Source organism: Siccirubricoccus deserti, assembly GCF_014283215.1.
GTDB lineage: Bacteria > Pseudomonadota > Alphaproteobacteria > Acetobacterales > Acetobacteraceae > Siccirubricoccus > Siccirubricoccus deserti.
The window spans coordinates 41,268-53,022 of sequence record NZ_JACOMF010000037.1 but is presented as its reverse complement, the minus strand read 5'-3'; the positions used below and the strand labels follow the sequence as shown (position 1 = coordinate 53,022).

Genomic DNA, 11,755 nt, shown 5'->3' with positions numbered 1-11,755 from the left:
AGATCGAACTCGCAAGACATTGAAGACGCGCCGATTCTGGGCTGCGGGAGCCCCGCTCTCCCATGCCGTTCTTCCTGTTAATCCGTTGGTCGTTGGTTCGAATCCAACCGCCGGAGCCATCATCCCCAAACTTCACCTCCACGGCGCAGCCCGAGGAAAATCACAGTCCTAGTGCACTGACGCAGACGGAGGATTCACAGCGGGGCGCTGCGGTGGAATTCTCCAGGCATGGCCCAGACCGTCAGCGTCATCGTTGGATCTGAGGATCGTATCCGCCTCGCTGCGATCCTTGGTGACCGGAACCGCCCGCTAAAGCATGTGCAGCGGGTCAACATCATCTTGCTCTCCGCCGAGTGGCTGCCGGTTCTGGAGGTGGCGCGCCGCGCGGGCGTCAGCCGCCTCCGCAGGCCGGGGTGCCGTTCCGCTGCCACGACCTCAGGCACCACTTCGCCTCCGAGTTCGCCCAGCGGACCGGAGACCTCGCCGCCCTACAGGCCATCCTCGGTCACAGGACGATCAGCATGACGATGCGCTACTCGCACCTCATGACCGAACACCTCCACCGAGCCATGGGCCGCCACGGGGCTGGGGATGTCGGCACAAACACCGGCACAAGCCGTGCGGAGATCGACGATTAACCCTCGACCGACTCCGGTTCGGGCGCTGCCACGCCGGGGGCGCGATGACCCGTCCCAGCCGCTAGGACTGTGATTTTCCTCGGGCTACGCCGTGGAGGTGAAGTTTGGGGATGATGGCTCCGGCGGTTGGATTCGAACCAACGACCAACGGATTAACAGTCCGCTGCGCTACCGCTGCGCCACGCCGGATCAGCCAGGGCGGCGCCTATAACAGGCCACCGCGGTGGAAGGAAGCCCCTCGGCCCGCCGGCGGGACCAATTGACTTCCAAAGTTTGGAGGTCCGGGGCGGAATTGAACCGCCGTAGAGGGTTTTGCAGACCCTTGCCTGACCACTCGGCCACCGGACCACCGTCGCATCGCCCACCAGCCCATGATGGGTGCAGCCCGTGGGCGCCTCTCTATCGGGCCACACCGGCGGCAGGTCAAGCGGCAGCAACCACGCTGGCGCTTGGCGCCACCCCCGCCCGGCCGGTATAACTCGCGGGACGACGGAGGTACTGGCTGCATGGACTACACCGATGCGCGACGCCGCATGGTGGATGGGCAACTCCGCCCGAACCGGGTGACCGATCCACGCCTGCTCGATGCCATGCGGACGCTGCCGCGTGAGGAATTCCTGCCACCGGCGCTGCGCAGCCGTGCCTATGCCGATGAGGATGTGCCGCTGCCCGGTGGCCGCAGCCTGATGGAGCCGATGGTCATCGCCCGGCTGCTCCAGCTGGCCGAGCCGCGGCCGGGCGATCGTGGCCTCGTGGTCTGCGCCGGCACCGGCTATGGCGCCGCGGTGCTCGGCCATATCGGCGTTCGGGTCATCGCGCTGGAGGCGGATCCGGCGCTCGCAAGGCTGGCGAAGGCGGCGCTGGCCGCCACCCTGCCGGCCGGCCGGGTGCGCCTCGAGCAGACCGATCCGACGGGCGGCCATCCTGCCGGCGCGCCCTATGATGTCATCCTCATCGAGGGCGAGGTGCCGGAAATTCCGGCCGCCATCATCGACCAGCTCGCCGAGGGCGGGCGGCTGGTGGCGGTGCAGGATGCCGGCGGGCGCCAGGGGCGGGCGGTGCTCGGCCGCCGGCTCGGTGGCGTGGTGACGCTCACCCCTGCGTTTGATTGTGCGACCGCTGCCTTGCCGGCCTTCGCTCCGGCACCCAGTTTCGTTTTCTGAGCGTGACGGCCGGGACCCGCGGCCGGGGGCTGCATTCTGCCGGCAGCCCACCCCAATTCACTCGGCGGCAAGGCCGCGATGCAAGGATACGGTTACGATGATGCTTCACCGTTCCGCACTGGCCCTCGCCGCCCTGCTCGCGCCCGCCGCCCTCGGCGCCGCCGCGCAGGCGCAAACCCTGACCGAGGCCCTGGCTCAGGCCTATGCCAACAACCCCGCGCTGCTCGCGGCGCGGGCCAACCTGCGCGCGGTGGACGAAAACGTGCCCCAGGCCCTGGCCGGCTGGCGGCCGACGGTGTCCATCGCCAGCAGCATTGGCGTGACCGACAGCCAGACCCGGGCCAAAGGAATCACCTCCCTGACCGGCCCGGCTCAGTCCGACCGCACCACCGGCTCGCAGACCGTCACCATCACCCAGCCGGTGTTCCGTGGCGGCCGCACTGTCGCCTCCACCCGCCGGGCGGAAAACCAGGTGCTGGCGCAGCGGGCGCGGCTGCTGGCGACCGAGCAGCAGGTGATGGCGGATTCGGTGAACGCCTATGTCGCCGTCATCCGCGATCAGGAAATCCTGCGGCTGCGCATCAACAACGAGCAGGTGCTGACCGAACAGCTGCGCGCCACCAACGAACGCTTCCGCGTCGGCGAGATCACCCGCACCGACGTGGCCCAGGCGGAAAGCCGGCTGGCCGGGGCGCGGTCGGACCGCGCCAATGCCGAAGGCACGCTGCAGATCAGCCGGGCCACCTTCCAGCGCTTCATCGGCACCGCGCCGCAGCGGCTGGTGGCGCCGCAGCCGTTGCGCTCGCCGGTGTCCTCGGCCGCCGCCGCGGCGCAGGTGGCGGCGACCAACAATCCGGCCGTCGTCGCCGCCCTGTTCGATGAGGCCGGGGCACGCGACAACATCGACATCCAGGTCTCGGCGCTGCTGCCGCAGCTCAGCGTGCAGGGCCAGGCCTTCCGCAACGACAACCCCGCCCAGCCGCACACCAGGCTGACCGGCAGCCAGCTGATCGCCAGCCTCACCGTCCCGATCTACCAGGGCGGCGCGGAATACGCCCTGGTGCGGCAGGCGCGGCAGACCGCGCAGCAGGCCCGCGGCGTGGTCGACGACCAGCGCCGCACCGCGGCGCAGGCCGCGACCCAGGCCTTCGAACAGGTGCAGGCCAGCAAGGCGCAGGCCGACTCGGCGCGGGCGCAGATCCGGGCGGCGGAGATCGCCCTGGATGGCGTGCAGCGCGAGGCGATCGTCGGCAGCCGCACCACCCTAGACGTGCTGAACGCCGAGCAGGAGCTGCTGAACGCCCGTACCAGCCTGGTCCAGGCGCTGGCGACGGTGGTGGCGCAATCCTACACCCTGGCGGCGAGCATCGGCCGGCTGACCGCCCAGGATCTCGGCCTGGCGGTCGATGTCTATGACGCCCAGGCCTATTACAATGCCGTGCGCAACCGCTGGGCCGGCCTCGGGGACTACTCCGGCGTCGCGGAACGCCGCTGATGTCGGGGACCGGCTCCCCTCCGCCCGGGGGCGGCCAGCCGCCCGGCGGCGATCCAAGCATGGAGGATATCCTTGCCTCGATCCGCCGCATCCTGAACGAGGACGAGCCGGGCCAGGCACCACCGCCGGCGGCCCCGTCCAGCACACCCGAGCCGGAGGCGCTCGCGCTGACCGAGGACATGCTGGTGGACCCTCCCCCCTCCCCGGCCGATCCGCCACCATCGCCACCGGTGGCACAGGCCGCCCCGCCTGACCCGGCGCCGCAGCCCCCGGCACCGCAGCCGGCCTCCGCCACCCCCACGCCGGAGGTTGGAGCACTGCTGGCCCCGGCCGCCGCCGCCGCCGCTTCCGCCTCGGTCGGCGATCTTCTTCGCGCCGTCGCCCAGGGCCGCGGCAGCGCCGTCCACCGGAGCGGCCCAACCATCGAGGATGTGGTGCGGGAGGAAGTCCGGCCGCTGCTCAAGGAATGGCTGGACAGCTACCTGCCGCCGCTGGTCGAGCGGCTGGTGCGGGCCGAGATCGAGCGCGTCGTGGGACGGGCCCTCAGCGACCGGTAACCGGCAGGGCGGCGCGCTCGCTCGCCGCGGAGCAGACCCGCATCAATCCCCCTTGACGGGCACGGGGCGGCGATGGACCTCTGCACCATGCTGGACAAGACCCTGACCCCGGGCGCTTTCGAAACCCGCCTCTATGAAGGCTGGGAGCGTTCTGGCGCCTTCGCCTGCCATCCCGAGAGCAGCGCGCAGCCCTTCACCATCATGATCCCGCCGCCCAACGTCACGGGCAGCCTGCACATGGGACATGCGCTCACCTTCACCGTTCAGGACACACTGATCCGCTGGCGGCGGATGCAGGGCCGTGATGCGCTGTGGCAGCCCGGCACCGACCACGCCGGCATCGCCACCCAGATGGTGGTGGAGCGGCTGCTGGCCGCCGAGGGCAACCAGGACCGCCGCAGCCTGGGCCGCGCCGCCTTCCTCGATCGGGTCTGGCAGTGGAAGGCCGAGAGCGGTGGCACCATCACCCAGCAGCTCCGCCGGCTCGGCGCCAGCCTCGACTGGCCGCGCGAGCGCTTCACCATGGATGAGGGGCTTTCCGCCGCGGTGCGCGAGGTCTTCGTCACCCTGCACCGGCAGAAGCTGATCTACCGCGACCGCCGGCTGGTGAACTGGGACCCCAAGCTGCAGACCGCGATCTCGGACCTTGAGGTCGAGAGCCGCGAGGTGAAGGGGCACTTGTGGCACCTGCGCTACCCGGTGGAGGGCCAGCCGGGCGAGTATATCACCGTCGCCACCACCCGGCCCGAGACGATGCTGGGCGACACCGCTGTCGCGGTGCATCCGGAAGATGCGCGCTTCGCCACGCTGGTCGGCAAGCGGGTGATCCTGCCGCTGGTCGGGCGCGCCATCCCGGTGGTGGCAGATGAATACTCCGATCCGGAGAAGGGCACCGGCGCGGTGAAGATCACCCCGGCGCATGACTTCAATGACTTCGAGGTCGGCAAGCGCCACGGCGTCGCCATGCCGACCATCCTCGATGCCGAGGGGCGGGTCTTCCTGGGTGAGATCGAGGGAGAGCTGCGCGCGGTGGAGGGCGTGGCCGATCCGGACTTCCTCCGTGGCCTCGCCGGCCAGGACCGCTTCGCGGCGCGCAAGGCGATCGTGGCCCGGCTGGAGGAGCTGGAGCTGGTCGAGAAGATCGAGCCGCACACCCATCAGGTGCCGCATGGCGACCGCGGCGGCGTGCCGATCGAGCCGCGGCTGACCTGGCAGTGGTACGCCGATGCCGCCACCCTGGCGAAGCCGGCGATCGAGGCGGTGGAGACCGGGAAGACCCAGTTCGTCCCGAAGCAGTGGGAGAACACCTTCTTCGCCTGGATGCGCGACATCCAGCCCTGGTGCATCTCCCGCCAGCTCTGGTGGGGCCACCAGATCCCCGCCTGGTATGGGCCAGAGGGGATGATCTTCGTCGAGAAGACCGAAGCCGAGGCCCAGGCCGCCGCCCGCGCCCACTTCGGCCGCGACGTGCCGCTGGAACGCGACCCCGACGTGCTGGACACCTGGTTCAGCAGCGCGCTCTGGCCCTTCAGCACCCTCGGCTGGCCGGAGCAGACGCCGGAGCTGGCGAAATACTACCCCGGCGACGTGCTGGTGACCGGCTTCGACATCATCTTCTTCTGGGTCGCCCGGATGATGATGATGGGGCTGCACTTCAAGGGCGAGGTGCCGTTCCGCCACGTCTACATCCATGGCTTGGTCCGGGACGAGAAGGGCCAGAAGATGTCGAAGTCCAAGGGGAACGTCATGGACCCCCTGGAGCTGATCGACGCCTATGGCGCCGATGCGCTGCGCTTCACCATCTGCTCTCTGACCGGGCCGGGGCGCGACGTGAAGCTCGGGCGGAAGCGGGTGGAGGATTTCCGCAGCTTCGGCACCAAGCTGTGGAATGCGGCACGCTTCCTGGAGATGAACGGCATCGCCCCGGATCCGACCTGGGATCCGGCCTCGGCGACCACGCCGCTGGCCCGCTGGGTGCTGGATGCGGCCAACCGCGCCACCGCCGAGGCGAGTGCGGCGCTGGAAGCCTATCGCTTCGACGATTACGCCGCCGCCTGCTACCGCTTCGTCTGGGGCAGCTTCTGCGACTGGTTCATCGAATTCGCCAAGCCGGTGTTCAACGGCCCGGACGGGCCCGAGAAGGCGGAGGTGATGGGCGCGGCGCAGCATGTGCTGGGCACCATCCTGCGGCTGCTGCACCCCTCGATGCCCTTCGTGACCGAGGAGCTGTGGGACCGCTTCGGCTATGGCCCGGAATACAGCCTGATCCGCACCGCCTGGCCAGAGGCGGTGCCAGTGGCCGATGCCGAGGCGGCGCACGCCGAGCTGGACTGGGTGGTGACGCTGATCACCGAGGTGCGGGCGGCACGCGCCGAGGTGAATGTCGCCCCCTCCGTCACCACCCCCCTGCTGTTGAAGGATGCGGCGCCGGAGAGCCTGGCCCGCGCCGCCCGCTGGATCGAGGCGATCCGCCGGCTTGGCCGGGTGACCGAGGTCACGCCGCTGGAGGGAGAGGCGCCGAAAGGCGTCGCCCAGGTGGTGGTGGGCGAGGCGACGGTGATGCTGCCGCTGGCGGGGGTCATCGACTTCGCCGCCGAGCGGGCACGGCTGCTGAAGGCGCGCGGCGCCGCCGAGGGCGATGCGAAGAAGATCGAGGCGAAGCTCGGCAACGCCGATTTCGTCGCCCGCGCCAAGGAGGAGGTGGTGGAGGAGAACCGCGAGCGGCTGGTCGCGGCGAAGGCCGAGATCGCCCGGCTGGATGCGGCGCTGGCGCGGATCGCGGGGTAGCCCCGCGGCCCGGCCGCGCCCCAGCCGCTACCCCGCCGAGGCGCCGCTGAGCTTGACCAGCCGGCGCATGATCGGCTCCTGCGTGCGGATGTAGGCGGCATACTCCTCGGGCCCGACCGGCCAGGGTGTTGCGCCATTGTCGGTGAAGCTGCGGATCAGCTCCGGCCGTTGCAGCGCCTGATGTGCCAGGCTTGCCATCCGCAGGACCTGGGCCGGCGGCAGGCCGGCCGGGGCGATCATCCCGTTCCAGCTGGTCAGGTCGAACCCCGGCAGGAATTCCGCCAGGGCCGGCAGATCGGGCAGCAGCCGGTTGCGCTCCGGGCTGGTCACCGCCAGGGCGCGCACCTTGCCGTCGCGGATGGCGCCGATCGGGCCGGCGAGGTTGTCGACCATGACATGCACCTGCCCGGCCATCAGGTCGAGCAGCGCCGGGGCGCCGCCGCGGTACTGCACGAAAGGCATGTCGGTGCCGGTCATCATCTTGAACATCTCGGCGCAGAGATGCGGCGTGGTGCCGGCGCCGCCGGTCGCGTAATTGTACTTGCCCGGACTGGCCTTCAGCAGCGCGATCAGCTCCGGCACGCTGCGCGCCGGCACGTCGTTGTTGATGAAGAGAATATTGGGTTGGCGGTAGAGCCCGGTGATGAAGCTGTAATCCCGCATCGGGTCGTAGGGCAGCGTGGGAAAGAGCGAGGGCGCGATAGCGAGGTTGGCGACGCCGCCAAGCCCCACCGTATAGCCATCCGGCCGGGCCTTCGCGATGGCGTCGCTGCCCACCGTGCCGCCGGCGCCGGTGCGGTTCTCCACCACGAATTGCTGGCCGGTGATCTGGGTCATCGCCTGGCAGAAGACCCGGGACAGGATGTCGTTGGCGCCGCCCGCGGCGTAGAGGTTGATGTAGCGCACCGGCTGCCGTGGCCAGTCGCCGGCCTCCGCCTGGGCGCGGGCGAGGCTGGGCAGGGCGAGGCTGGCGGCAAGCAGCAGGCGGCGGGTTGGGCTGGGCTCGGACATGCTGGGGCTCCCTTGGCTCGGCTCTGCGGCCGCTGCCGGTAATCTGCCGCGCCGCGGGCCACCGAGGCCAGCGCAAACGGCTGCGGCCCACAGCCTTGGCAACCCGCCACCAAAAAACTAAAGGGTTCCCAGGGCCCTTCGGCCCTTGGCGGAGATCCAGGAGGCAGCGCCTCCTGGCGGGGTTCGGGGCGGAGCCCCGATACGGAGGAACGCATGACCGAGTGGGACAAGTCGAAGCTGCCGAGCCGCCACGTGACCGTGGGCGCGGAGCGCGCCCCGCACCGCAGCTACTACTACGCCATGGGCCTGACCGAGGCCGAGATCGACCAGCCCTTCGTCGGCGTCGCCACCTGCTGGAACGAGGCGGCGCCCTGCAACATCGACCTCTCCCGCCAGGCGCAGAGCGTGAAGAAGGGCGTCAAGGAAGCCCACGGCACGCCGCGCGAATTCACCACCATCACCGTCACCGACGGCATTGCCATGGGCCACCAGGGGATGAAATCCTCCCTGGCCAGCCGCGACGCCATCGCCGATACGGTGGAACTGACGGTGCGCGGCCATTGCTATGACGCGCTGGTCGGCCTCGCCGGCTGCGACAAGTCGCTGCCCGGCATGATGATGGCCATGCTGCGGCTGAACGTGCCGAGCGTCTTCATGTATGGCGGCTCGATCCTGCCCGGGAAGTTCAAGGGCCGCGACGTCACCGTCGTGGATGTGTTCGAGGCGGTCGGCCAGCACGCCGCCGGCAACATGTCGGAAGAGGAGCTGCACGAGCTGGAATGCGTCGCCTGCCCGAGCGCTGGCGCCTGCGGCGGCCAGTTCACCGCCAATACCATGGCCACCGTGAGCGAGGCGATCGGCCTCGCCCTGCCCGGTTCCGCCGGCACCCCGGCACCCTATGAGGAGCGCGACCGCTGGGCCCTGGAGTCGGGCAAGGCGGTGATGAATCTGGTGAAGCTGAACCTGCGCCCGCGCGACATCGTCACCCGCAAGGCGCTGGAGAATGCCGCGGTCGTGGTCGGCGCCACCGGCGGCTCGACCAATGCCGGGCTGCACCTGCCGGCGATGGCGCATGAGGCGGGCATCGACTTCACCATGGATGATGTGGTGGAGATCATGCGCCGCACGCCCTACATCGCCGACCTCAAGCCGGGCGGCAAGTATGTCGCCTACGATGTCTACAAGGTCGGCGGCATCCCGGTGATCATCAAGGCGCTGCTGGATGCCGGGCTGCTGCATGGCGACTGCATGACCGTCACCGGCAAGACCCTGGCGGAGAACCACAAGGATGTGGTCTTCCCGCTCGACCAGGATGTCATCTACCCGGTCAGCCAGGCGATCTCGAAGACCGGCGGCGTGGTCGGGCTGAAGGGCAACCTGGCGCCGGACGGCGGCATCGTGAAGATTGCCGGCATGAAGACGCTACGCTTCGAAGGCTCCGCCCTCTGCTTCGACAGCGAGGAGGAAGCCTTCCGCGCCGTCGAACAGCGCGCCTACAAGGCGGGCGACGTCATCGTCATCCGCTATGAAGGCCCGAAAGGCGGCCCTGGCATGCGCGAGATGCTCTCCACCACCGCGGCGATCTACGGCCAGGGCATGGGCGAGAGCGTGGCGCTGATCACCGATGGCCGCTTCTCCGGCGCGACCCGCGGCTTCTGCATCGGCCATGTCGGGCCGGAAGCCGCGGTCGGCGGGCCTATCGCGCTGCTGCAGAACGGCGACAGGATCATCATCGACGCTGCCAAGGGCACCATCGACATGCTGGTCGATGACGCCGAGATGGCGAAGCGCCGCGCCGCCTGGAAGCCACGCAAGACCGACTACAACTCCGGCGCGCTATGGAAATATGCCCAGCTCGTCGGGCCGGCGCATCGCGGCGCCGTCACCCATCCGGGCGGCGCGGCGGAAACCCACAGCTACGCCGATCAGTAGCTGGGTGCGCGGCCGGGGCCTGCCCCGGCCGCGGCCCCCTGCTGGCCCTGGCGCTGCCGCTGCCCTACCGTCCTGGGCGGAGGATTCGCCTATGACGACCAAGATGACCACGGCGCTGCCCGCCGCCACGCTGAGCGCCGCCCCCGTCGCGGCGCAGACCGTGGCCTTCGAGATCACCTCGACCGAAAGCTTTGCCGAGGGCCAGGATTTCGGCGCCGGCCCTTATCTGCGCATCGCCGGCATCGCCCGGGGTGAGCTGGACCCGGCCAACCCCCGCAACGCCATCATCGCCGACCTCGCCCTGGCGCCACGCAATGCCGCCGGGCGGGTGGAGTATGCGACCGAGGTGGTGATCCTCCGCCCCGCCGATCCGGCGCGGGCCAATGGCCGGCTGCTGTACGACGTCACCAACCGCGGCCGGAAGATGGTCTTCGCAGCGGTGTATGAGGGCCATCGTGCCTCGCCGGCGGAGCAGAACGCCATGCGCGGTGCCGCCGCGGCCGGCAATGCCATCCCGCTGCGCAGCGGCACCGCCATTGTCTGGTCCGGCTGGGACCCGGAGGCGCCGCGTGCCAATGACGGGCTGCGGATCGAGATCCCGATGCTGCCCGGGGTCACCGGCATGGTCCGGGATGAATTCGTCTTCGGCACCCGCATCAACCCGGCCGACCGGCCGGCCGCGCCGCTGAGCTACCCCGTGGCCGACACTGATCCGGCCAGGGCGCGGCTGACAGTGCGGCGCACCCGCGGTGCCGCGCCGCAACCGGTCGGGGCCTGGGAATACGCCGGGCCGCGCGCCATCCGCCTGCTGCCGGAGGGCACGCGCTTCGAGGCCGGCAGCATCTATGAGTTCACCTATCCGGCGGGCGGTGCCCGGCCCCTCGGCATCGGCTTCGCGGCGACGCGCGACCTGGTCAGCTTCCTGCGCCACGCCGAAGCGGATGCCGCGGGGCGGCCCAGCCCGCTGGCCGGGATGCTGCCGCGCCACGCCTTCGCCATCGGCATCAGCCAGGCCGGACGATACCTGCGCCACCACATCGACCTTGGGATGAACGCCGATACCGCGGGGCGGCGGGTGTTCGACGGCGTGCTCTCCCACATCGCCGGCGCCGGGCGGGTATTCATCAACGAACGCTTCGGCCAGCCCGACCGCACCGCCACCTGGCACGAGGATTTCGCCTTCCCGGAGGTCTGGTTCCCGATGGCCGCCGCGCCGGCGACCGACCCGATCTCCGGCCGCAGCGACGGGCTGCTGCGGGACGCCACCACCGACCCGCTGCTGATGGAGGTGAACACCTCCACCGAGTACTGGCAGAAGGGCGCTTCGCTGATCCACACCAACCCGGATGGCACCCGTGACCTGCCGGCGCCGCAGAATGCGCGGCAGTATCTGGTGGCCGGGACCAAGCACGGCGGCCGCAGCGGCGCCACCACCGAGCGGGGCAACGCTTTCCATCCCAACAACCCACATTCCGCCAGCCCGCTGCTGCGGGCCCTGCAGGCGGCGATGGAGGAGTGGGTGGAGCGCGGCGTCGCACCGCCCGAAAGCCGCGTGCCCCGTCTGGCCGACGGCACGCTGGTACCGGGGGAGGCGGCGATCGCCAGTTTCCCCGCAGTGCCCGGGATACTCCTTCCACGCTTCGTCACGCCGATCGCCCCGGTGGCGGATTGGGTCGCCGGGATCCGCGGCCCGGAAGAGGCCTGGCGGCCGCTGGTGCCGGCGGTGGATGCGGACGGCAATGAACTCGGCGGGGTGCGGCTGCCCGACATCGCCGTGCCGCGCGGCACCTACACCGGCTGGAACCTCTATGCCGCCGAGGGGCTGCAGGGCGAGCTTTGCGACCGCGAGGGCAGCTTCCTGGTTTTCGCGCCGGATGCGGCGACGCGGCAGGCGAGCGGCGATCCGCGCCCGAGCCTGGCCGAGCGCTACGCGACACCGGCCGCTTATGTGGCGGCGGTGCGTGCCGCGGCGGAGGCGCTGGTGGCGAAACGGCTGCTGCTGGCGGAGGATGTCACCAGCTTCGTGGCACAGGCCGAGAGCCTGCATTAAAGCGGCGCCGGGCGAGCGCCCATCCGGTGCTCGCCCGGGTCATGGCGGCCCTGAAAGTGCCAAGGTCCAGGGCCGTCGGTGTAAGGTTTGGACGCCGAAGACGTCCAACGAGGGGAGCCCCG

Annotated in this window: 8 protein-coding genes, 2 tRNA genes and 1 pseudogene; 8 read left to right on the top strand and 3 right to left on the bottom strand. The window is 70.4% G+C overall.

Annotated elements, in window-relative coordinates; translation table 11 throughout:
* Positions 1 to 228 precede the first annotated feature (228 nt).
* A pseudogene (locus H7965_RS21700) lies at positions 229 to 399 on the top strand (IS630 family transposase); the annotation flags it as partial.
* Positions 354 to 638, top strand: a complete 285-nt coding sequence (locus H7965_RS32035; protein ID WP_186772676.1) for a tyrosine-type recombinase/integrase — start codon at positions 354 to 356, stop codon at positions 636 to 638. The pseudogene H7965_RS21700 and the gene H7965_RS32035, both read left to right, overlap by 46 nt.
* Before the next feature lie 114 nt (positions 639 to 752).
* Here H7965_RS32035 and H7965_RS21690 read toward each other — a convergent pair.
* Together H7965_RS21690 and H7965_RS21685 are read right to left on the bottom strand one after the other, a co-directional pair.
* Positions 753 to 827: transfer RNA gene (locus H7965_RS21690), tRNA-Asn, on the bottom strand.
* 85 nt (positions 828 to 912) lie between these two features.
* Positions 913 to 986, bottom strand: a tRNA-Cys gene (locus tag H7965_RS21685).
* A 158-nt stretch (positions 987 to 1,144) separates the two neighbouring features.
* Here H7965_RS21685 and H7965_RS21680 point away from each other — a divergent pair.
* The 4 genes from H7965_RS21680 (at position 1,145) to H7965_RS21665 (ending at position 6,640) form a co-directional block, all read left to right on the top strand.
* Positions 1,145 to 1,801, top strand: coding sequence for a protein-L-isoaspartate O-methyltransferase family protein (locus H7965_RS21680; RefSeq protein WP_186772675.1), 657 nt, complete (start codon positions 1,145 to 1,147; stop codon positions 1,799 to 1,801).
* Positions 1,802 to 1,901: 100 nt separating this feature from the next.
* Positions 1,902 to 3,296 (top strand): TolC family outer membrane protein, encoded by a 1,395-nt coding sequence (locus H7965_RS21675; RefSeq protein WP_186772674.1) that lies wholly within the window; start codon positions 1,902 to 1,904, stop codon positions 3,294 to 3,296.
* Positions 3,297 to 3,355: 59 nt separating this feature from the next.
* The gene (locus H7965_RS21670; RefSeq protein ID WP_186772673.1) at positions 3,356 to 3,853 is read left to right on the top strand and encodes a DUF2497 domain-containing protein; all 498 of its coding nucleotides are present in this window, start codon (positions 3,356 to 3,358) and stop codon (positions 3,851 to 3,853) included.
* An 87-nt stretch (positions 3,854 to 3,940) separates the two neighbouring features.
* The gene (locus H7965_RS21665) at positions 3,941 to 6,640 is read left to right on the top strand and encodes a valine--tRNA ligase (RefSeq protein WP_186772672.1); all 2,700 of its coding nucleotides are present in this window, start codon (positions 3,941 to 3,943) and stop codon (positions 6,638 to 6,640) included.
* 27 nt (positions 6,641 to 6,667) lie between these two features.
* On the opposite strand, the gene H7965_RS21660 is transcribed toward H7965_RS21665, so the two are convergent.
* Complete coding sequence (locus H7965_RS21660; protein ID WP_186772671.1) at positions 6,668 to 7,651, bottom strand: Bug family tripartite tricarboxylate transporter substrate binding protein; 984 nt, start codon at positions 7,649 to 7,651, stop codon at positions 6,668 to 6,670.
* A 213-nt stretch (positions 7,652 to 7,864) separates the two neighbouring features.
* Between H7965_RS21660 and ilvD the strand changes: the two genes are divergently transcribed.
* Both ilvD and H7965_RS21650 read left to right on the top strand, forming a co-directional pair.
* The gene (ilvD, locus tag H7965_RS21655) at positions 7,865 to 9,583 is read left to right on the top strand and encodes a dihydroxy-acid dehydratase (protein ID WP_186772670.1); all 1,719 of its coding nucleotides are present in this window, start codon (positions 7,865 to 7,867) and stop codon (positions 9,581 to 9,583) included.
* A gap of 91 nt (positions 9,584 to 9,674) precedes the next feature.
* Positions 9,675 to 11,633, top strand: a complete 1,959-nt coding sequence (locus H7965_RS21650; protein WP_186772669.1) for an alpha/beta hydrolase domain-containing protein — start codon at positions 9,675 to 9,677, stop codon at positions 11,631 to 11,633.
* Positions 11,634 to 11,755: the final 122 nt, after the last annotated feature.